General features: G+C 65.5%; 17 protein-coding genes and 1 pseudogene. 4 read left to right on the top strand and 14 right to left on the bottom strand.

The window, feature by feature from the left end; translation table 11 throughout:
- Window positions 1-10: 10 nt before the first annotated feature.
- The 7 genes and pseudogenes from ACYAF3_RS19775 to ACYAF3_RS19745 form a co-directional block, all read right to left on the bottom strand.
- A complete protein-coding gene (locus ACYAF3_RS19775) occupies window positions 11-565 on the bottom strand; it encodes a DUF3304 domain-containing protein (RefSeq protein WP_031635490.1) in 555 nt (184 codons plus the stop codon).
- A complete protein-coding gene (locus tag ACYAF3_RS19770; RefSeq protein ID WP_073658300.1) occupies window positions 553-756 on the bottom strand; it encodes a DUF3304 domain-containing protein in 204 nt (67 codons plus the stop codon). Before ACYAF3_RS19770 ends, ACYAF3_RS19775 begins: the two co-directional genes overlap by 13 nt.
- Complete coding sequence (locus ACYAF3_RS19765) at window positions 753-908, bottom strand: DUF3304 domain-containing protein (RefSeq protein ID WP_221767833.1); 156 nt, start codon at window positions 906-908, stop codon at window positions 753-755. The genes ACYAF3_RS19770 and ACYAF3_RS19765 overlap by 4 nt, the downstream gene beginning before the upstream one ends.
- A gap of 179 nt (window positions 909-1,087) precedes the next feature.
- Window positions 1,088-1,607, bottom strand: a pseudogene (locus ACYAF3_RS19760) (DUF3304 domain-containing protein).
- Complete coding sequence (locus ACYAF3_RS19755; RefSeq protein WP_031684418.1) at window positions 1,604-2,419, bottom strand: DUF4123 domain-containing protein; 816 nt, start codon at window positions 2,417-2,419, stop codon at window positions 1,604-1,606. The pseudogene ACYAF3_RS19760 and the gene ACYAF3_RS19755 overlap by 4 nt, the downstream one beginning before the upstream one ends.
- A 9-nt stretch (window positions 2,420-2,428) precedes the next feature.
- Window positions 2,429-4,495 (bottom strand): type VI secretion system Vgr family protein, encoded by a 2,067-nt coding sequence (locus ACYAF3_RS19750; RefSeq protein WP_034077051.1) that lies wholly within the window; start codon window positions 4,493-4,495, stop codon window positions 2,429-2,431.
- 230 nt (window positions 4,496-4,725) lie between these two features.
- Window positions 4,726-5,163 carry an HIT family protein gene (locus ACYAF3_RS19745; RefSeq protein ID WP_003105490.1) on the bottom strand — a complete coding sequence of 146 codons (438 nt, stop codon included), beginning with the start codon at window positions 5,161-5,163 and terminating at the stop codon, window positions 4,726-4,728.
- A gap of 204 nt (window positions 5,164-5,367) precedes the next feature.
- Here ACYAF3_RS19745 and phoA point away from each other — a divergent pair, with 204 nt between their 5' ends.
- Complete coding sequence (gene phoA / locus ACYAF3_RS19740) at window positions 5,368-6,798, top strand: alkaline phosphatase (RefSeq protein ID WP_003112133.1); 1,431 nt, start codon at window positions 5,368-5,370, stop codon at window positions 6,796-6,798.
- A gap of 72 nt (window positions 6,799-6,870) precedes the next feature.
- On the opposite strand, the gene hrpA is transcribed toward phoA, so the two are convergent.
- The 3 genes from hrpA to fadD2 form a co-directional block, all read right to left on the bottom strand.
- A complete protein-coding gene (gene hrpA, locus ACYAF3_RS19735) occupies window positions 6,871-10,851 on the bottom strand; it encodes an ATP-dependent RNA helicase HrpA (RefSeq protein WP_031689052.1) in 3,981 nt (1,326 codons plus the stop codon).
- A 411-nt stretch (window positions 10,852-11,262) separates the two neighbouring features.
- The gene (fadD1, locus tag ACYAF3_RS19730) at window positions 11,263-12,951 is read right to left on the bottom strand and encodes a long-chain-fatty-acid--CoA ligase FadD1 (protein WP_003091643.1); all 1,689 of its coding nucleotides are present in this window, start codon (window positions 12,949-12,951) and stop codon (window positions 11,263-11,265) included.
- Window positions 12,952-13,185: 234 nt separating this feature from the next.
- A complete protein-coding gene (fadD2, locus tag ACYAF3_RS19725) occupies window positions 13,186-14,874 on the bottom strand; it encodes a long-chain-fatty-acid--CoA ligase FadD2 (RefSeq protein WP_003143442.1) in 1,689 nt (562 codons plus the stop codon).
- A gap of 246 nt (window positions 14,875-15,120) precedes the next feature.
- On the opposite strand from fadD2, the gene ACYAF3_RS19720 reads away from it, so the two are divergent.
- The 3 genes from ACYAF3_RS19720 to ACYAF3_RS19710 all read left to right on the top strand — a co-directional run bounded on the left by ACYAF3_RS19720 (window position 15,121) and on the right by ACYAF3_RS19710 (window position 17,864).
- Complete coding sequence (locus tag ACYAF3_RS19720; RefSeq protein ID WP_003143440.1) at window positions 15,121-16,071, top strand: alpha/beta hydrolase; 951 nt, start codon at window positions 15,121-15,123, stop codon at window positions 16,069-16,071.
- Window positions 16,068-16,538 carry a MaoC family dehydratase gene (locus ACYAF3_RS19715; protein WP_003091647.1) on the top strand — a complete coding sequence of 157 codons (471 nt, stop codon included), beginning with the start codon at window positions 16,068-16,070 and terminating at the stop codon, window positions 16,536-16,538. The genes ACYAF3_RS19720 and ACYAF3_RS19715 overlap by 4 nt, the downstream gene beginning before the upstream one ends.
- Before the next feature lie 150 nt (window positions 16,539-16,688).
- A complete protein-coding gene (locus ACYAF3_RS19710) occupies window positions 16,689-17,864 on the top strand; it encodes an MFS transporter (RefSeq protein ID WP_003117592.1) in 1,176 nt (391 codons plus the stop codon).
- Here ACYAF3_RS19710 and ACYAF3_RS19705 read toward each other — a convergent pair.
- The 4 genes from ACYAF3_RS19705 to ccoM all read right to left on the bottom strand — a co-directional run bounded on the left by ACYAF3_RS19705 (window position 17,845) and on the right by ccoM (window position 21,235).
- Window positions 17,845-18,702, bottom strand: coding sequence for an efflux RND transporter periplasmic adaptor subunit (locus ACYAF3_RS19705; RefSeq protein ID WP_003091654.1), 858 nt, complete (start codon window positions 18,700-18,702; stop codon window positions 17,845-17,847). The two genes, ACYAF3_RS19710 and ACYAF3_RS19705, sit on opposite strands and share 20 nt — an antisense overlap.
- A gap of 26 nt (window positions 18,703-18,728) precedes the next feature.
- The gene (locus tag ACYAF3_RS19700; RefSeq protein WP_003091655.1) at window positions 18,729-18,932 is read right to left on the bottom strand and encodes a DUF1656 domain-containing protein; all 204 of its coding nucleotides are present in this window, start codon (window positions 18,930-18,932) and stop codon (window positions 18,729-18,731) included.
- Window positions 18,919-20,913: an FUSC family protein gene (locus ACYAF3_RS19695; RefSeq protein ID WP_003113160.1), complete on the bottom strand. Its 1,995-nt coding sequence runs from the start codon at window positions 20,911-20,913 to the stop codon at window positions 18,919-18,921. The genes ACYAF3_RS19700 and ACYAF3_RS19695 overlap by 14 nt, the downstream gene beginning before the upstream one ends.
- 208 nt (window positions 20,914-21,121) lie before the next feature.
- Window positions 21,122-21,235: a cytochrome c oxidase subunit CcoM gene (ccoM, locus tag ACYAF3_RS19690; RefSeq protein WP_003091657.1), complete on the bottom strand. Its 114-nt coding sequence runs from the start codon at window positions 21,233-21,235 to the stop codon at window positions 21,122-21,124.
- Window positions 21,236-21,351 lie beyond the last annotated feature (116 nt).

Raw genomic sequence — 21,351 nt, 5'->3', positions numbered from 1 at the left:
CCACCTGCCTTCAGTTAGCCGGACATATCGTTGACTTTCTCATCTCGAAATAGGCCTTATCAGGATATTTTGGATGATTTGGCCCATAACAAGTCGTAGAAACAGCCACCTCGTCACACGGCAAGAAGTGCACCTGCAGCAAGCACACCTTTTCATCATACCTAGGCACATTCACAGTCGCCTTGTGACGGGTGTAACTTGAGGCATGCCTCAAATAATCACTCTCATCCAACCGCCCATATTTATCTCGTTTTATAACGGCACGGGGATTTGGATCCTTCTCCCATTCCACAATAACTTTCAAATTTGGATTCCATCTCTTTGGAATTACCCCACAACAAACTTGACTACCATCTCCCTGATAAGGACCTAAGTTCGGTCCGCCAGCACCATTCACCGTAAATTCGTTAATCGCCGCCGGAGTATGGTTGTAACCCATGATAGGTGTAGACAGCACTTCAGGCCCAGCCTGGCATGCCACCAGCCCAAAGAAGGTGCTGAGAAAAACCACCAGCCCAATGGAATTTTTATTTCCCACACAGATCAAGTTCATCAACTTCTGCATGACATACCCCTCATATAAAAGTAACCTTTATTCGGATATTCAGGATGAAACGGCGTATAACAGGCAACTGAAGTAGCAACCTTATCACATGGAAGAAAGTGCATTTTTAGCGAACAAATCTCCTTACTATCACAAGGAGGTATATCGACGGCTTCCTTATGACGAACATACAAGAGCCCATGCTCTCTCATACGTTTTCTCCAGCCATCTGAAAATATCTTTCCGGCCAGTCTTTATAAGCCCCTGGCTCAGGAACCACCTCCCACTCTACGGTTGCCTTCAAGCCCGACTTCCAAACTCTAGGAACTACACCACAACATACCTGCCCTGCTCCCCCTGAAATGGACCAAGGTTTAATCCGCCAGCACCATTTACACTGAATCTGTTAATAGCCGCCGAATTTATGGTTGTATCCTCCGATAGGAGTAGACACCATATCAGGGCCTGCCTGGCACGCTTGTAAAAACAAAAAACCTATCAGTAAAGCAATCAGCCAAACAGGTGTCCTTAACCCCTTTGCATTCAAGAGCTTTTGCATGAAGGCTCTCTTCTGAAAATACTTTCTATCTGGATACTCTGGATGCCCCTGGCTGTAATAGGTTGTTGAGACCACGACCTGGTAGCACGGGAGGAAATGCACCTGCAACAGGCATATTTTTTCACTATATCTAGGTACATCCACGATCATCTTGTGTCGGGTGTAGCTTGAGGCATTTCTCAAGTAATCATCTTTATCCAGCCGTCCATATTTATCTCGCCTTATAGCGGCGTGCGGTTTGGGATCTTTCTCCCATTCCACGACAGCTTTCAAATTTGGATTCCACTTCTTTGGAATCACTCCGCAACAAACCTGGCTACCATCCCCCTGATAAGGGCCTAAACGCGGTCCACCCGCCCCATTCACCGAAAACCAATTGATCGCCGCGGACGTATGGTTGTAACCCATCACCGGCGCCGCCAGCATGTCCGGCCCGCTCTGGCAGCCCGCGGCCAGCAGGGGCCCCGGAAGCAGGGCGGGAAGGCCGATGCCGCGCCCGTTCATGCGCGACTCGTTCCCGCCGGGGAAAAGCCGGGGCCGGGGGTCTGTTCGCGTAGCCATTGGGCGACGAAGGCATCGCGCTGGTCGAAGTCCTGCAAGCCCTGGCGGTCGGCGGCCAGGTGCGCCTGGACCAGATGCTGGAGCAGGCTTTCCTGGCTGCCCAGTCCATACTCGCGGGGCAGCACGAAGTATTCGCGGCGGTAGGCTTCGGCCTCGCTCCAGGCGCGCAAGGCAGCGACCTGGTGCGCTTCCAGGCGGAGGGCCGCTTGCAGCGGCGGCGTCTCGTGGGCCTGGTAATGACCGGCCAGCGCCCTCGGCCGGCCGTCGCGGTCCAGCCAGTGCCAGCTGGAAACCGGGGCATGCAGATAACGGCTCTGCCGGGGATCGAGCATGTCGCTGACGGCCATGAACAGGCCCGGCTCGTAGAAACGCAGTACGCCGCTGGAACGACCCTGGTTCCACTCGGCCTGGGTGCAGCTGCGCAGGTGCTCGCCCAGGCGCGGCAACGGCCAGGGGCTGAACAGGAGCATCAGGTGGCGGCGGCAGTCGATGCGTTCGAGCAGTTCGTCCAGCCAGGCCGCGTGGCCGTCTTCCAGGCGCAGCAGCAGCGGGCCCTCGTCGGCCAGGGCGGCCTCCGGGGTTTGCTCCAGCAATTTGAACAGCGCCGGAGGATCGCTTTGCCGCGCATGCTCGGCGAGCAAGGGATAGTCGTCCAGCCCGGTGGCATCGACCAATACATCGATGTGGGTCTGCAAGCCGCGATCGCGGGAGCGCTGCCACAGCTCGCGGGCCCAATGGCGGGGGTTCGGCGTCATCGCGGTTCCTCAGCGCTCGGCGAGCGCCTGGCCTCTTTTCTTCGCCTGTAGCAGGCACTCTTCGCAGACCGGTTGCCGCGGCGGCAGGTTGGCCGCGACCGCCTCGGGTGGCGCGCCGGAGCTGTCCTGGTCGGCCATGCCCGGCACCCGCGGCATCTTGATCGCGATCCCCGAGCCGCTTCCCGGCGCGCCGCCTGCATTGATCCGTGCCAACGGGCCGCTGATGGCGATGCCGCTTGCGTCGAGCCGGATGAAGCTGCCGCCGGCCTTCACCGTCAGTTCGCTGTCAGCCTCGATCACCATCTTCTGCCCGGCCTTCAGGTGGATCTCGCGCCCGGCCCTGGCCAGGTAGGCACGACCGAGCTTCACGTGCTGGCTGTCGCCGACCGTCAGGTGGTCATCGGCCTTCAGCTCGACCTTGCGCTCTCCGTGCACGGTGTGATGCTCCTCGGCCTTGAACTCGCTGTAGCTGTTCGCCTCCACGGTGTCGTGGCGTTCGTGGCCGACGCGGATCTTCTGGTCATGCTCGATGTTCTCGTCCCAGTCGCGCTGGGCATGGACGAAGATCTGTTCCTGGCCCTTGCGATCCTCGATGCGCAGCTCGTTGTAGCCACCGCCGCCAGGGCTGCTGAGGCTCTTGAAGACGCTGCGGGTCTGGTTCGCCGGCAACTCGTAGGGCACCGGGTGGGCGGCGTGGTAGACGCAGCCGCTGACCAGCGGCTGGTCGGGATCGCCTTCGAGGAAGTCCACCAGCACTTCCATGCCGACCCGCGGAATGACGATGCCGCCATAGCCGTTGCCGGCCCAACCGCTGGCTACGCGCAGCCAGCAACTGCTCTTGTCGTCGCCCTGGCCCTCGCGGTCCCAGTGGAACTGCACCCTGACCCGGCCGTAGCGGTCGCAGTGGATTTCCTCGCCTGGCGGGCCGGTCACCACCGCGGTCTGGCTGCCCAGCACGCGCGGCTTCGGGTGCTCCAGCGGCGGGCGGAAGAACACCTTCCAGGGCGTCGCGAGGAAGCGGTTGCGGTAGCCCTGCTGGAAGTCGTCCGTGCTGGCCGACGTGTCGGAGGTAACGTTCTCTTCCAGCACCTGCGGCTGCTTGCCTTCGTGGAAGACTTCGCTGAGCAGCCACAGGTCGTTCCACTCCGCGCGCGGGTGCTCGGCGATCTCCAGGAAGTGCCCGCTGACCAGCAGCGGCTGGTCGCTGACCCCTTCGCCCAGGCGCCGGTCGGCGCGGTGGCGCTCCAGGGCGCGCTGGCTGAGCAGCTTGCCGCGCTGGCGATCGACGAAGCGACCGGGGTAGTCGTAGTCCTCCAGGTCCGGCTCGGCCGGGGCGTCGGCAGCGGGGCGGTTGCCGGCCTCCAGCAGCAGCCGCGGCTTCTCGAAGTCGTAGTCGCGGCGGGTGGTGCGCGTGGTGCGGCTGGCCAGGCGCAGGCTGAAGCGCTTGATCACCGGTTCGTCGGCGACCAGCCCGCTGTCGTGCACGTAGGCGGTGGGACGGCCCAGGCGGGGGAACACCGTCTGGTCGTCGCCGAACACCAGCAGGTGCGCCTCGGCGCTGTGCCGGAAATGGAAATGGATGCCCTCTTCGGCACAGAGGCGCTGGACGAAATGCAGGTCGCTTTCGTCGTACTGCACGCAGTATTCGCGCTCGGGATACCGGGTGCCGAGCTGGAAGCGGTAGGCGTCGGCGAGGATGCCGTGCTCCTCGAGGATCAGGGCGACGATCTGCGGCACCGTGAGGTGCTGGAAGATCCGCTGGTTGTTGCGCTGGGCGAGGTAGGCCAGGTGCGGGACGAGGGTGAGGCGATAGCGGGTCAGGCGCTTGCCGGCATCGCCCTGGGCAGCGCCGTAGACCAGGCCGTGGACACCCTGGCCCTGCGGGGTGAAGGCGAGGAAGGCGGGCCGGTGGAGGAACGTTTCGAGGTCGAGGCCGGCGCGCTCTCCGACCAGTTCGAGTTCGAAACGGTAGGGGCGACTGATGCCTTCGTGGCCGTTGAAGGCGAGGACCTGCAGGTCGTGGCGGAGGCCGTCGAGGGTGAGGCTGAAGTGGGTCTGGTTGGCCGGGTTGAACATCCGCTGTCCCCTGTTGCTCGAAAAACCTGCACGGCTGGCGTCCCTGTTCGCCGTGGTCGCTCCGAAGAGCGGGATGTCGCGGATGCTACGTCAAAAAAACTGTGCAAATTGTTGCGCACATCGCCGGAAAACCGCGGCGCGCCTGACCCTCGACAGTATGTAACAAGGTATTTCAGAAAAATCCAACGAGCGAAGGACCGCCCCCCCGTCCCGGGCCGGCCCTTGCGCAATCAGCCTTGCAGACGCTGCGCCAAACGCTCCTGAAGTTGTGCGAGCACTTCCGGGTCGCCCTGCTTCGCCGCATGGATGCCGAGATTCTCGCCGCTGAAGCGCGGGATGACGTGGAAATGGATGTGGAAGACCGTCTGCCCGGCGGGGGCGCCGTTGAACTGGGCGACCTGCACGCCGTCCGGCTGCACCTCCTCGACCAGGGCGCGGGTCAGGCGCTGGACCACGGCCATGACCTTGGCCAGGTTCTGCGCATCGATCTCGAGCAGGTTGCGCGCCTCGGCGTGCTTGGGAATCACCAGGGTATGCCCGTAGGACTGCGGGAACAGATCGAGGAAGGCGAGCACGTCCTCGTCTTCGTAGACCTTGTAGCAGGGAGCTTCGCCGCGAATGATCTTGGCGAAGATGTTCTGGGAATCGTAAACGCCGTGCAGACTCATGGAGGCTTTCCTTGAACGAACCGGAATAGACCTGCGCACCATACCGGCTCGCTCCCCGCTCGTCACGACGTGATGCGTCGCGCGCGCCACACACTTCGAAAGAAATTGTCACAAGCCCGTCATCACCCTTCCCTACTTTCGTAGCACTCGCCGGATGGCCCTGCCGTCTCGCACAGCCACCTCCTCAACATAGGGAAATGCGTCATGACCCCAGGTTATCCCCTCGCCCTCTCTCTTGCCGTCTCCATGGCCGTGCTCGGCAGCGCCTTGCCGGCCCAGGCGCGCCAGGACGATCCGTCGCTGTTCAACCGCCAGGCCCGTGGCGAACTCAGCGAGTACGGCGGCGCACGGCGCGTCGAGCAGGACCTGACCCAGGCCCTGAAGCAGTCGCTGTCGAAGAAGAAGGCGAAGAACGTGATCCTGCTGATCGGCGACGGCATGGGCGACTCCGAGATCACCGTGGCGCGCAACTACGCGCGCGGCGCGGGCGGCTACTTCAAGGGTATCGATGCGCTGCCGCTGACCGGCCAGTACACCCACTACTCCCTGCACAAGGACAGCGGCCTGCCGGACTACGTGACCGATTCCGCCGCCTCCGCCACCGCCTGGACCACCGGGGTCAAGTCGTACAACGGCGCGATCGGCGTGGATATCCACGAACAGCCGCACCGCAACCTGCTGGAGCTGGCCAAGCTCAACGGCAAGGCCACCGGCAACGTCTCCACCGCCGAGCTGCAGGACGCCACCCCCGCCGCCCTGCTCGCCCACGTCACCGCTCGCAAGTGCTACGGTCCCGAGGCCACCAGCAAGCAGTGCCCGAGCAATGCCCTGGAGAACGGCGGCGCCGGCTCGATCACCGAGCAGTGGCTGAAGACCCGCCCTGACGTGGTTCTCGGCGGCGGCGCCGCGACCTTCGCGGAAACCGCCAAGGCTGGCCGCTATGCCGGCAAGACCCTCCGCGCCCAGGCCGAAGCCCGCGGCTACCGGATCGTCGAGAACCTCGACGAGCTGAAAGCCGTGCGCCGCGCCAACCAGAAGCAGCCGCTGATCGGCCTGTTCGCGCCGGGCAACATGCCAGTGCGCTGGCTCGGTCCGACCGCCACCTACCACGGCAACCTGAACCAGCCGGCGGTGAGCTGCGAGGCGAACCCGAAGCGCACCGCCGACATCCCGACCCTGGCGCAAATGACCAGCAAGGCCATCGAGCTGCTGAAGGACAATCCGAACGGCTTCTTCCTGCAGGTCGAGGGCGCGTCCATCGACAAGCAGGACCACGCCGCGAATCCGTGCGGCCAGATCGGCGAGACCGTCGACCTCGACGAAGCCGTGCAGAAGGCCCTGGCCTTCGCCAAGGCCGATGGCGAGACCCTGGTGATCGTCACCGCCGACCACGCCCACTCCAGCCAGATCATCCCGCCGGAAACCGCCGCGCCGGGGCTGACCCAACTGCTCACGACCAAGGACGGCGCGCCGCTGGCGATCAGCTACGGCAACTCCGAGGAAGGCTCCCAGGAGCACACCGGCACCCAGTTGCGCATCGCCGCCTACGGCCCGCAGGCCGCCAATGTCACCGGCCTGACCGACCAGACCGACCTGTTCTTCACCATCCGTCGCGCACTGAACCTGCGCGACTGATCGGACCAGAACGAAAAAGGCGCGCCGGTTTCGACCGGCGCGCCTTTTTCATTTCGCGCGGTATCCCTGGAACTAGCCCTCGACCTGGCTCCACTGCTTGGCCAGGCGCTTGTCCGAGACCGGCAGCCGGGTTCCCAGTTGCTGGGCGAACAGCGAGACCCGGTACTCCTCCAGCATCCAGCGATACACCTGCAACTCGGCGTCGCGCTTGCCTTCCTGGGCGTGCTTGGCGAGGCGCGCCTGGTATTGCGCCCAGAGTTCGCCCAGCTCGCCGCTCCACACCCGGTCGCGCTGGACCTGGCCGGCGACCTTGTCCAGGCGCTGCTCGATGGCCTTGAGGTAACGCGGATACTCCTTCAACCACTCCAGCGGGGTGGCGCGGACGAACCCCGGATACACCAGGTTGGCCAGTTGGCCCTTGACGTCGTTCAGCGGCACGGTCATGGCCAGCTCGACCTTGCCCTTGAAGCGCTTCTGCAGGCCGTGCCAGAGCTTGAGGATATCCAGCACCAGGCGTGCCAGGCGCTCGGCGTGCTCGTTCCAGGCAGCGCGCTTGCGCTCGGCCAGCGCGGCCAGGGCGGCGCCGTCGCGCGGCAGGCTTTCGCCCTGCAGCACGCAACTGTCGAGACTGGCCAGGAGGATGTCCTCGACCAGCGCCTCGACCCGTCCCAGCTCGCGGTACAGCAGGCCCATCTCGGTCTGCCCCGGCAGCTTGGCGCGCAGGTACTTGGCCGGCTCGGCCAGTTGCTGCAACAGCAGTCGTTGCAGGGCGCGGCGGTGTTGGTAGTCGGCCTCGGCCTGGGTCGGGAAGCGCCCTTCCTTGACCTCGCCCTGCTCCTCCACCAGCGCCGGGTATACCGTCATCGACAATCCGGCGACCTTCTGCTGGGCCTTCTCGGCGACGCTGGCGAAGGCCTTGGCCTCCACCGGACGCTGCTGTTCCTTGTCGGCCTGGGGAATCGCCAGGGCCGCCTGGCTGGCTTCGGCGAAACGCGCGGTGAGTTCGGCCAGGTCGCGGCCCTCGCCGAGGAACTTGCCCTGGGCGTCGACCACCTCAATGTTCATCCGCAGGTGATCGTCCAACTGCGTCGCCGCCTCGGCCCAGGCCTCGTCGGCTACCCGCACGCCGGTCATGCGCTGAAGCTCGCGGCCCAGCACCTGCGGCAGCGAACCTTCGCCGAAGGTGATGCGCTCCAGGGCGGCGCGGACGAAGTCCGGTACCGGCACGAAGCTCTTGCGGATCGCCTTCGGCAGGTTGCGCACCAACGCCACCGCCTTGTCGTAGAGCAGGCCGGGCACCAGCCAGTCGATGCGTTCGGCCGGCAATTGCGGCAGCAGCGGCGCCGGTACCCGCACGGTGACGCCGTCGCGCGCGGTGCCGGGCTCGAACTGGTAGCTCAGCGACAGGTGCAGGTCGCCCAGGCGCAGGCGATCCGGGTACTGCGCCGCAGTGACTTCGCTGGCTTCGCGGGCCAGCACGTCTTCCTCGCGCATCAGCAGCAGGTCCGGCTGGTTCTGCCGCTCGCGGGCGTACCATTTCTCGAAACTGGCGGTCTGGTAGATATCCGCCGGCAGGCGCGCGTCGTAATAGGCGAACAGGGTTTCCTCGTCAGCCAGGATGTCGCGCCGGCGTGCCTTGGCTTCCAGCTCGTCGAGCTTTTCCAGCAACTGCCGGTTGGCGCTCAGGCACTTGGCGCGGCTGTTGATCTCGCCGCGCACCAGGCCTTCGCGGATGAACAGCTCGCGCGCCACCGGCGGGTCGATCGGACCGTAGTGCACCGGACGTCGACCGATGACGATGAGGCCGTAGAGGGTGACCTGCTCGAACGCCACCACCTGGCCGCGACGCTTCTCCCAGTGCGGCTCGAAGTGGTTGGTCTTGATCAGGTGCCCGGCCAGCGGCTCCAGCCAGTCCGGCTCGATCTTCGCGACCATTCGGGCGAACAGCTTGGTGGTCTCCACCAGTTCCGCGGCCATGATCCATTGCGGGCGCTTGCGAGCGATGCCGCTGGACGGATGGATCCAGAAACGTCGCTGGCGAGCGCCGAGGTAGTCGCCTTCCTCGGCCTTCTGCCCGATCTGGCTGAGCAGGCCGGACAGGATCGCTTTGTGGACCGCCGCGTAATCGATCCCCGGTACCTCGCGTTCGTTGTCGGCCGACGCGCCTTTCTTCGCCTCCGGCTTGCGCGCCTCGGCCTTGGCCGGGCGCCCGAACGGCAGCTTCAGTTCGCGGCAGATCAGGGTCAGTTGGCGGTGGGCGTCGCGCCACTCACGCAGGCGCAGGTAGTTGAGGAAGTTCTTCCGGCACCAGCTGCGCAGGGCGTTGGAACCCAGCGCCTGGCGCTGCTCCTCGAAGCCACCCCAGAGATTGATCAGCGCGGCGAAGTCGGAATCCGGGTCCTTCCATTGCGCGTGCGCCTGGTCGGCGGCCTGCTGCCGCTCCACCGGACGCTCGCGCGGGTCCTGCACGGACAGCGCGCTGGCCACCGTCAACACTTCCTCGAGGCTACCCTGCTGGGCCGCCTCCAGCAGCATGCGGCCCAGCCTCGGGTCGATCGGCAGGCGCGCCAGTTGGCGCCCCAGCGGGGTCAGCTGGCCTTCGCGGTTGACCGCCGACAGTTCCTGCAGAAGGGTGAAGCCGTCCTTGATCGCCTTGCCGTCCGGCGGCTCGATGAAGGGGAACGCCTCGATGTCGCCGAGGCGCAGGTGCAGCATCTGCAGGATCACCGCGGCCAGGTTGGTGCGGAGGATTTCCGGGTCGGTGAAGGCCGGACGCGCGTTGAAGTCCTCCTCGCTGTAGAGACGCACGCATATGCCCGGCTCGACCCGCCCGCAACGGCCCTTGCGCTGGTTGGCGCTGGCCTGCGACACCGCCTCGATGGGCAGCCGCTGGACCTTGGCGCGGTAGCTGTAGCGGCTGATCCGTGCGGTGCCGCTGTCGATCACGTAACGGATGCCCGGCACCGTCAGCGAGGTTTCCGCGACGTTGGTGGACAGCACGATCTTGCGTCCCGGGCGCGGCTGGAAGATCTTCTGCTGCTCGGCCGGGGTCAGTCGCGCGTACAGCGGCAGCACCTCGGTGTGGCGCAGGTTGGCCTTGCGCAGCATCTCCGCGGCGTCGCGGATCTCCCGCTCGCCGGGGAGGAACACCAGCACGTCGCCGGGCCGCTTGCCGACCTCGCGTTCGTGGGCGGCGATCTCGTCGAGGGCGGCGAGGATGCCCTGGTCCACCGACAGGTCGTCCTCGACCCGGTTGCCCTCCTCGTCGGTTTCCGCCGCCAGCGGCCGGTACCAGGTCTCCACCGGATAGGTGCGGCCGGAAACCTCGATCACCGGGGCGCCGTCGAAATGCCGGGAGAAACGCTCCAGGTCGATGGTCGCCGAGGTGATGATCAGCTTCAGGTCCGGACGCCGGTGCAACAGGGTCTTCAGGTAGCCGAGGAGGAAGTCGATGTTCAGGCTGCGCTCGTGGGCTTCGTCGACGATCAGCGTGTCGTAGCGCTCCAGGTAGCGGTCGTGCTGGGTCTCGGCCAGGAGGATGCCGTCGGTCATCAGCTTGACCAGGGTGCTGTCGTCGCTCTGGTCCTCGAAGCGCACCTGGTAGCCGACCAGCGCGCCCAGCGGCGTACCGATCTCTTCCGCGACCCGCGTCGCCACGCTGCGCGCCGCCAGCCGACGCGGCTGGGTATGGCCGATCAGGCCGTGGATGCCGCGACCCAGCTCCAGACAGATCTTCGGCAACTGGGTGGTCTTGCCCGAGCCGGTCTCGCCGGCGATCACCACCACCTGGTGGGCGGCGATGGCGGCCTTGATCTCGTCGCGCTTGGCGGCGATCGGCAGGCTGTCGTCGTAGCGGATCGCCGGCACGCTGGCGCGCCGCGCCTCGACCTTGGCGCAGGAGGTCTGGAAGCGCTCGACCCACTGCGCCAGGCGCGCGTCGTCGGGCTGCTTGCGCAGTTCGTGGAGCTGCCGGCGCAAGCGGTGGCGGTCGCTGATCTGGGCCTGGTCGAGGCGCCGGACGAGTTGGTCAAGGGAAGGAGTCTGGTCGGTCATCTAGGCTTTTCGAATGCTGTGAGCGTGCCGCAGTCGCGGAGGACGGGAGAAGCTCCGGCCACTGCCGAGGCGAAAAATATTCGGAATTGTCGCAGATTTGAGCGGAAGAGGACGAATCCCGGTTAACGCTCGCTGCCGCGATACGGCCGACGCTGCTGGTGGGCGATGGCCCTCTCAGCGCCCCAGTCGCTTGAGCACCTCGGGGCCGGCGCGATCCAGCAATGCCTGGATCAGTTCCAGACACCGGCTGATCGGCAGACGGCGTATTTCTTCGGCCAGGGCAGGCCATGGGGGTTTCCTCCGGCAGGTGATGCGCTGCCGGCACGTCCGCACAGGCCCGCTCACCCCGCAACCGACTGCCTGCAACGAAGAAGCCCCGCATCGGCGGGGCTTCTTCAGGCAACGGCGGACTTACTTCTGGCCCGCTTTCTTCAGCTCTTCGTCGCGCAGTTCGCGGCGCAGGATCTTGCCGACGTTGGTGGTCGGCAGGCTGTCGCGGAACTCCACGGCCTTCGGCCGCTTGTAGCCGGTCAGGTTGTCATGCATGTGCTGCATGACCTGTTCCTTGGTCAGGGTCGCCCCCGGCTTGACCACCACGAAGACCTTGATCGACTCGCCGGACTTCTCGTCGGGGATGCCGATCGCGGCGCACTGCAGGACGCCCGGCAGGGTCGCCAGCACGTCTTCCAGTTCGTTCGGATACACATTGAAGCCGGAGACCAGGATCATGTCCTTCTTCCGGTCGACGATGCGCATGTAGCCGTCTTCCTGGATGATCGCGATATCGCCGGTCTTCAGCCAACCATCGGCGTCGAGGATCTCGTCGGTGGCCTCCTGGCGCTGCCAGTAGCCCTTCATCACCTGCGGACCCTTCACGCAGAGTTCGCCGCGCTCGCCCAGGGGCACTTCCTGGCCGTCGTCGCCGATCACCTTGCACAGGGTCGAGGGCACCGGAATACCGATGGTGCCGACCTGGATGTTCTGGAACGGGTTGACCGATACCACCGGCGCGGTCTCGGTCATGCCGTAGCCTTCGCAGATGGCGCAGCCGGTGACTTCCTTCCAGCGCTCCGCGGTGGCCAGCTGCAGTGCCATGCCGCCGGAGAGGGTCAGTTTCAGCGCGGAGAAGTCCAGCTTGCGGAAGGTCTCGTTGTTGCACAGGGCGACGAACAGGGTGTTCAGGCCGACGAAGCCGGTGAACTTCCACTGGCCGAGGTCCTTGAGCATCGACGGCAGGTCGCGCGGGTTGGTGATCAGGATGTTGTGGTTGCCGGTGAGCATCATCGCCATGCAATGGAAGGTGAAGGCATAGATGTGGTACAGCGGCAGCGGCGCGATGAGGATCTCGCAGCCCTCGTTGAGGTTGGCGCCCATCAGCGCCTTGCACTGCAACATGTTGGCCACCAGGTTGCGGTGGGTCAGCATGGCGCCCTTGGCGACCCCGGTGGTGCCGCCGGTGTATTGCAGCACGGCGACGTCGTCGGCCTGCGGCGCGGCTTCCTGGAACGACTTGCCGGCGCCCCTGGCCAGCGCGTCGGTCAGCTTGGTGGCTTGCGGCAGGCTGTAGGCCGGCACCATCTTCTTGATGTGCTTGACCACGAAGTTGACGATGAAGCGCTTCAGCGGCGGCAGGATGTCGCCGACTTCGGTGACGATCACCTGCTTGACGCCGGTCTTCGGCAGTACGCCCTCGACCAGGTGGGCCATGTTGGCCAGGCAGACCACCGCCTTGGCGCCGGAGTCGTTGAACTGGTGTTCCAGTTCGCGCGCGGTGTACAGCGGGTTGGTGTTGACCACGATGAGACCGGCGCGCATGGCGCCGAAGACCACGATCGGGTATTGCAGGACGTTGGGCAACTGGACGGCGATGCGGTCGCCGGGCTTGAGATCGGTGTGCTGCTGCAGGTAGGCGGCGAAGTCGCCGGACAGCTTGTACAGCTCGCCGTAGGTCAGGGTCTTGCCCAGGTTGGTGAACGCGGGCTTGGTGGCAAAACGTTGGCAGGACTCCTTCAGTACCGACAGGATGTTCGGGTACTGGTCGGGATTGATCTCGGCAGCAATACCCGCTGGGTACTTGTCCTTCCAGAAGTTTTCGATCATGGAAGCCCACTCCTAAGCAACAGCTAATCTTCACCGCTCATGGCGGCATCTTGTTGTGATCTGCTCGCTAACCCTGGACCCAGGGCTATTAGGCGCGCCGAGATTATCAGCTTTGCCAGAGGCAGACCAGCACCAAACATGACCTATTCGGTCAAAAAAATGACCGAGACATTAGTCTCGGTCACGGTCTTTCCTGTCCCCGGCAAATGCCCGTTTCAGAGCCTTGTAAGGCTATCAGGCGATTTCGCGCAGCTCACGACGGAGGATTTTACCCACAGGCGTCATCGGTAATGCATCCTTGAGCACAATCTGTCGCGGAATTTTGTATCCGGTGAGGTTTTCCTTGCAGTAGGCCTTGAGCTCCTCGACCGACAGGCTGGGGTCGCGGGCCACCACGAACAGCTTCACCGCCTCGCCGGACTTCTCGTCGGGAATGCCCACCGCCGCGCAACTGGCCACCTTCGGATGGGCCATCACCACGTCTTCGATCTCGTTGGGGTAGACATTGAAGCCAGAGACCAGGATCAGGTCCTTCTTGCGATCGACGATACGCACGAAGCCGTCCTCGTCGATCACCGCGATGTCGCCGGTCTTCAGCCAGCCTTCGGCATCGAGAATCTCCTCGGTGGCCTCGGGACGCTGCCAGTACCCCTTCATCACTTGCGGACCTTTCACACAGAGTTCGCCACGTTCGCCGACAGGCAGCTCGTTGCCCTGCTCATCGATCACCTTGAGCGCCGTGCCCACGACCGGAATCCCCACCGTGCCCAGGCGCGCCTGCTCGCCGTAGGGGTTGGTGGTCACCACCGGCGAGCATTCGGTGAGGCCATAGCCTTCCACCACGGTGCAGCCGGTGACGCCCTTCCAGCGCTCGGCGGTGGCGCTGACCAGTGCAGTGCCGCCGGAGTTGGTGAGCTTCAGGTTGGAGAAATCGACGTCCTTGAACCCGGGGTGCTCCATCAACGCGACGAACAGGGTGTTGAGGCCGAGCAGCGCGGAGAAACGCCACTTCTTCAGTTCCTTGATGAAACCGGGGATGTCGCGCGGGTTGGTGATCAGCACGTTATGGTTGCCGCTGACCATCATGCACATGCAGTTCGCGGTGAAGGCATAGATGTGGTAGAGCGGCAGCGGCGCGATCATCACCTCCTGCGCCTCCTTCATCAGCGGCAGGCCATCTTTGCCGAGCTGGGAAAGCTGGGCGTGGACCTGCAGCATGTTCGCCACCAGGTTGCCGTGGGTGAGCATCGCCCCCTTCGAGACCCCGGTGGTGCCGCCGGTGTACTGCAACACGGCGACATCCTCCAGGCCGACCCTGACCGGCTGCAGGGCATGGCCCTGGCCTTGCTTCAAGGCCTGCCTGAACGGCAGCGCCTGGGGCAAGCGATAATCGGGGACCATCTTCTTCACCGACTTCACCACGCTGTTCACCAGCCAACCCTTCAGCGCCGGCAACAGGTCGCCCATGCGCGCCTCGATCAGGTACTCGATCCGCGTATCCGGGAGCACTTCCTCGACCAGCTTGCCGAACACGTTCAGGTAGACCAGCGCACGCACGCCGGCGTCCTTGAACTGGTGGCGCATTTCGCGGGCGGTGTACAGCGGATTGGTGTTGACCACCACCAGCCCCGCGCGCAAGGCGCCGAACACCGCGATGGGATATTGCAGGACATTGGGCATCTGCACCGCGATGCGGTCGCCGGGCTGAAGATCGGTCTGTTTCTGCAGGTAGGCGGCGAAGGCGGCGGACAGACGATCGAGTTCGGCGTAGCTGAGCGTCACGCCGAGATTGCTGAAGGCCGGGCGGTCGGCGAATTTCTTGCAGGAGCGCTCGAAGACCTCGACCACGGAACGGTAGGCGCCGAAGTCGAGACTGTCGGGTACGCCGGCCGGGCGTTTGTCGTTCCAGAATTCAGGTTGCATTTATTCTTGTCCTCTTACCTGAGCGGGTCTGGCCCGCGTGTGCGGGGTATCGGGCAACTTAGCAGTTGCATCGGACAGCGCAAATACTCCTCCTGCCCTTATTGATAGTGTGAATCTCCAGCCTGTCGCTCTTCGCCGCCCGCCATTCCAGAGCGGGCCGTGCCCAAGGGTGGCGCTTTTCCGGGACGAAACCGCGCACGCTGCTAGAATGCGCCGGAACGCGTCCGCCCGGCACAAGGAACGAACATGCCCGCCGCTGCCTACTGGCTCCCCGCCAGCGACGAAACCCCGCTGTACACCCGCCACTGGCCGAGCGCAACGGCCGTTGGCGCGGTGATGCTGTCCCACGGCATGGCCGAGCACGCCGGTCGCTACGAGCGTCTCGCCGCCGCGCTGAACGCTGCCGGCTACCACTTCTATGCGATCGACCAGCGCGGGCACGGCCGGACCGCCGAAGCCGACGAGCTGGGCCACTTCGCCGACCAGGGCGGCTGGGGCAAGGTGGTCGGCGACCTGGCCAGCCTGAACCACCATATCCGCCAGCAGCACCCGGAACTGCCGATCTTCCTGCTGGGCCACAGCATGGGCAGCTACATCTCCATGGCCTATCTGCTGCACCACAGCTGCAGCCTGCAAGGGGCGATCCTTTCCGGCTCCAACTACCAGCCGCAAGCGCTCTACCGGGTCGCCCGCCTGATCGCCCGCTTCGAGCGCTGGCGCCAGGGGCCGCTGGGCAAGAGCGCGCTGATCGACTTCCTCTCGTTCGGCTCGTTCAACAAGGCGTTCAAGCCCAATCGCACGGCCTTCGACTGGCTCAGTCGCGATCCGCAGGAAGTCGACAGGTACGTGGCCGACCCGCTGTGCGGCTTCCGCTGCAGCAACCAGTTGTGGGTGGACCTGCTCGGCGGCCTGGCCGATATCACCCCGCCCACCCACCTGCGGCAGATCGATGCCGACCTGCCGCTGCTGATCATCGGCGGCGAACGCGACCCGGTCAGCCAGGGCAAGCGCCTGGGCGACCTGGCCGACGCCCTGCGCAGTGCCGGGCTGCGCCAGGTGACCCTGAAGACCTATCCCGAGGCCCGTCACGAGCTGTTCAACGAGAGCAACCGCGACGCGGTCACCCAAGACCTGATCGACTGGCTGGAACAGGCCCTGCGCCACCGCCGGGATCATTCGACAAAGGAGAGAACATGAGCCAGGTCCAGAACATTCCCTACGCCGAGCTAGAGGTCGGGCAAAAGGCCGAGTACACCAGCAGCATCGCCGAGCGCGACCTGCAGTTGTTCGCCGCAGTCTCCGGCGACCGCAACCCGGTGCATCTGGACGCCGCCTACGCGGCCACCACCCAGTTCAAGGAACGCATCGCCCACGGCATGCTCAGCGGCGCCCTGATCAGCGCGGCGATCGCCACCGTGCTGCCCGGCCCAGGCACCATCTATCTCGGCCAGACCCTGCGCTTCACCCGTCCGGTCAAGCTCGGCGACGACCTGAAGGTCGAACTGGAAGTCCTCGAGAAGCTGCCGAAAAATCGCGTGCGCATGGCCACGCGGGTGTTCAACCAGGCAGGCAAGCAGGTGGTCGACGGCGAAGCGGAGATCATGGCGCCGGAAGAGAAGCTCAGCGTCGAGCTGGCCGAACTGCCGCCGATCAGCATCGGCTGAGCGGCTTTCCCTACCGTCGGGCCATCCGGCCCGGCGGACTTGCCGGGCCGCCGCGCGCTGCTCTACCCTGTCCGCTGTCTTACCTCAATCATCAGGGATAACCGAAGGCACTCCACCGCCCGAAACCCCTTACCGGGAATCGGAGCCGCCATGGACCTTCGCTTGCTGTTGCTATCCCTGACCACCTTCGCCGCCGGCCTGGCGGAAAGCATCCTGATCGGCATCCTGCCGCCCCTGGCCGAAGACCTGCGGGTCTCCATCAGCCTGGCCGGCCAGCTCACCACCCTGTTCTCCCTCGGCTTCGCCCTCGCCGCACCGCTGCTCGGCTGGCTGACCCGGCGCATCGAACGCCGCCGCCTGCTGCTGGCGACCCTGCTGCTGTTCGCCCTCAGCAACGCGCTCGCCGCCCTCGCTCCGGGCTATCTCGGCCTGCTCCTGGCTCGCCTGGGAATGTCGGCCTGTTGCGGGCTGCTGATCGTCCTCGCCAGCCTGCTCGCCGCCGAGCTGGCCGCCCCGGCCCAGCGCGGCCGGGCGATCGGCCTGATCTTCATGGGCATCAGCGGTTCGCTGGTGTTCGGCGTGCCACTGGGCGTACAGATCAGCGACTGGTTCGGCTGGCGCTGGATCTTCGCCGGCATCGCGGTCTATTCGCTGCCCTTGTGCCTGCTGCTCTGGCGCTACCTGCCGCAACGCCAGGCCGGCGACCTGCCCGGCCGCGAAGGCTACCTGCGGCAGTTGCGCCAGCCCGCGCTGTGGCTCGCGCAACTGGTATCGATCCTGTTGCTCGGCGGGCACTTCACCCTGTTCGCCTATTTCACCCCGTACCTGGCGAGCATGGCCGGTATTCGCTCGCCCAGCGAGATCAGCCTGATCCTCCTGCTGATCGGCCTGGCAGCGCTGAGCGGCGGCTATATCGGCGGCTGGCTGGCCGACCGCCTCGGCCACCGGCGCGCCCTGCGTCTGGTGCCGGCGGCCTTCGCCCTGGCGCTGGCGGCGGTGCCGCTGAGCCTGGGCAGCATCGGGTTCCTGCCGGTACTGATGGTCTGGAGCGCGATCAGCTGGATGATCTCGCCGGTGGTGCAGAGCTTCCTGCTGCGCAGCGATCCGGCCAGCGGTTCCGCCGGCGTCGCCCTGAACACCTCGGCCATGCACCTGGGCGTGGGCCTCGGCGCGGCGCTGGGCGGCCTGGTGGTGGCGGCACTGGGAGTCGCCGCGACGCCCTGGGTCGGCCTCGCCCTGGTGCTGGCGGCGCTGGCCTGCGCGCTTGGCGCCAGCACGCTGGATGGCGCCACGCAAGCGCTGCCGTTCAGTCCCCCTGCACGGTGACGCTGGCGGTCATCCCGGCGCTCAGGTGGACATCCGCCGGCACCTGGTCGAGGCGGATGCGCACCGGAATGCGCTGCGCCAGGCGCACCCAGTTGAAGGTCGGCTCGACATTGGCCAGCAACTGGCCGTCCGGCGTCGAGTTGCGGTCGGTGATACCGCTGCTGATGCTCTCCACCGTGCCGTCGATCGGCTGATCGCCGCTCATTAGGCGGACCTGGGCGCGCATGCCGACGCGGATGCCGGGCAGCTTGGTTTCCTCGAAGTAGGCGACCACATAGAAGGACTGCTGGTCGACCAACGCCATCACCGCCTGGCCCGCCGTGGCGTAGTTGCCCTGGGCCAGGCGCAGGTTGGTCACCTGGCCGTTGCGCGCGGCGCGCAGCTCGCTGCGCTTGAGGTTGAGTTCGGCGATCTTCACCTGGGCCAGCGCCTCCTGGTACTCGCTGCGAGCGATGGCGGCATTGATCTGGGCGTTTTCCTTGTCCTCGGCGCTGATCGCGCCGATGCCCAGGCGGCTGCGCCGGGCCGCCTCGTTCTGGCGCAACAGGTATTGCTGGTGACGGGTCTCGGCGACGGCGCGGGCCTGCTCCAGGTTGGCCTGGTAGCGTTCCTGGTCGATGCGCATCAGCACGTCGCCGACCTTGACCACCTGGTTGTCCTTGACCTCCAGGTCGGTCACCCAGCCGGACACGTCCGGCGCCACCACCACCACGTCGGCCCGCACCCGGGCATCGCGGGTCCAGGGCGAGAGCATGTAGTAGCGCCAGAGCCAGATGCCGGCGAGGACAGCGGCAGCGACCACCAGCAGGGTGACGACGACGCGAAGCGATGCACGCATGCGAATCTCCTTCTCGGGGCGACGATTCAGGTCGTAGCCGCCCAGGTAATGCCACTCAACATCAAAATGAACAGGGCGCAGTCGAACAGCGCCTCGTGCCAGACCCAGCGACGCAACGGCGTTTTCTGGATCAGCACCCGCAGCGCGGCGGTGGCCGCCAGCGCCAGCAGGGCATAGACGAACAGCGGGCTGAGGTAGACGCCGCCCCAGGCCGATTCATGCAGACTCATGGCTTTCCTCCTGATGGCACCACTGCTGCCAGGTGAACAGCAGTTGCGCCAGGGCCGCGCGCGCCAGGCGGCTGGCTTCGTCGTCGTGGCGAGCGTCACGCTCCAGGGCTTCGCGCAACGGCAGGCTGATCCGCTCCAGGCGGTCACTGCGCGGACCCGCGGGACCGGCCTCAAGCAGTTCGCCCAGTTCCCCGAGGAAGCGGTCGCGCGCCTTGCGCAGGACGCCACGGGCGCCTTCCAGGCAGGCCCGCAGGTGGATCAGTTCGTTACCCAGGTCGAGCGCCAGGAGGCCATCGTCCCAACGCCGCCGCTCCTGCTCCGGCAACAGGTTGGCGTGCCGCGCCAGGCGCAACAGGCGGTCGGCCATGCGCCCGCCGAACCAGTTCTCCGCCTGCGCCAGCGGGCGCCGGGTGAGGCGGCCGAGATCGACGCAGGTGGCGTCCAGCAGGCGTCGGGTCAGCCAGCCCGGACGCAAGGTCAGCAAGCGGAAGATCACCACCGCGAAGCCGACTCCGATCAGCACGCCCTGGGCGGAATTCAGCAGGGTCGCGAGGTTGTAGTCCATCTGGTTGCGCGGCGCGACCAGGACGATGAAGTGGATCGCGAACGAGGTGGCGGTGCCGGCGGTAACCGGTACGGCCATGCCCAGGGTGGCGAAGAACAGCGGCACGCCCATCGCCAGGCAGAGCAGCGGGAAGCCATTCCACTGCGGCAGCAGCCACTGGCTGACCAGCATCGCCGCCGGGATCGCGTAGACGATGCCGCGCAGGAAGCTCAGGCCGATGGCCACCGCGTTGTCGCGGTTGGCGAACAGGCTGCACACCACCGCCGCCAGCAGCATCGCGCCGGACGCCGCCGGCCACGCGGTATAGATCCAGTAGACCGACAGCCCGAGCAACGCCAGGGCGCTACGCGTACCGTAGAACAGCGCCATCTGCAGGTCGCGGTGCCAGGACAGGGTACCGGCGCTGCCCACCCGCCCCTCGACCTCGCCGCTGGCCACCGCGCGCATGCCCTTCTCGGCATTCACCGCCTTGAGCAGCAGCACCGAGCAGCGGGTCAGCAGGTACCGCTGGTCGTTGCTCCACTGCGGCTCGACCGCGACCTGCGCCAACTCCTCGCGCAGCGCCTGCATCGACGCCGGATCGGTTCCTTCCAGGGCGCTGGCCAGCGCGGCCAGCCAGCGCTCCACCCGGCGCTCTTCCTCTTCGCTCAGCCGCGCCCGTTGCCGGGCCACGCCGCGCGCGGTGCGCAACAGGCTGAGCAGGTCGCGCGAGAGCAACGCCAGGGCGCCGGCCCGGCGCCGCCCGCGCTCGCCTTCGAACCAGGCATGGTCGCGCTGCGCATCGACCTCGACAATCTTGCTCAGCGCGTTGAGCAGCCCCTGCGGCTGCCGCTGGCGCGGGTCGATCTCGCCGCGCGCGGCCTGCATGCCCAGCAGCCAGGTGGCGTGGGCCTGCTTGTCGAGGTTCTGCTCGACCCGCTGCGGCCAGAGGATCGCACTGACCGCCGAGGCGCAGATGATCCCCAGGCAGATCTCGGTACAACGCGCCACCGCCTGCTCGAAGACCAGCAGCGGCTGGTCCACCGCCGGCAGGCCAATGATCGCCACCGTATAGCCGGAAAGTACGAAGGCATAGGAAACGTGGTTGCGCAGGGAGGTCGAGGCCGCCGTGCAGAGCCCCAGCCAGAGCGAGATGGCCAGCAGGAACAACCAGGGCGCCTGGGCGAACAGCGCGATCATCAACACCGACATCGCGGTGCCGACCAGGGTGCCGAGCAGGCGGAACAAGCCCTTCGCCACCACCATGCCGGACAACGGCTGGGACACGATCAGCACGGTCATCAGCGCCCATTGCGGCTGCTCCAGGTCGAAGCGAAAGGCGCACCACAACGCCAGGCCGCCGGCCAGGAGCGTCTTGATGGCGAACTTGAGCGCCAGCGTCGAGGGTGCCAGGAACGGCTTCCAGTGAATGGGCACAGGGTCTTCCGAAACGGGGTCTACATCAGCATAGATAGCCGGCGAACGCCGAGGCGATATGTGCAGCCTATATTATTAGGCTGCTAACAATATCGTCCAGCGACATTCGTAGTATCCCGATCGCTGCGCCGGTGTTTTTCCAGGCGCAAAAAAAACGGGCGACCGAAGTCGCCCTAAGTGCCTTGCGTGCTCTGTGTATCCGGGAGGATCAGCCTTTGCGGCTATGGGAATCCTTCCAGATGAAGTAACCGACCCCACCGAAGAAAGCGACCATGAGGCCTACTGTAAGAATCCCTGCGAGAACCACTTCGTCGATGAACATGTTGATGGCCTCCAGTTGCCGGTTGGGTGTTGCTCGATGGGCTCAGATTAGCGAGGCGCGGCGGCGCAATATTGACCTGGATCAATCGCCCGGACGGGCTTTTTCGGCCAGGTGCA

This window comes from Pseudomonas sp. TZ252, from assembly GCF_056110345.1.
The sequence above is the reverse complement of the archived record's forward strand: the minus strand, read 5'-3'. Positions and strand labels throughout refer to the sequence as shown.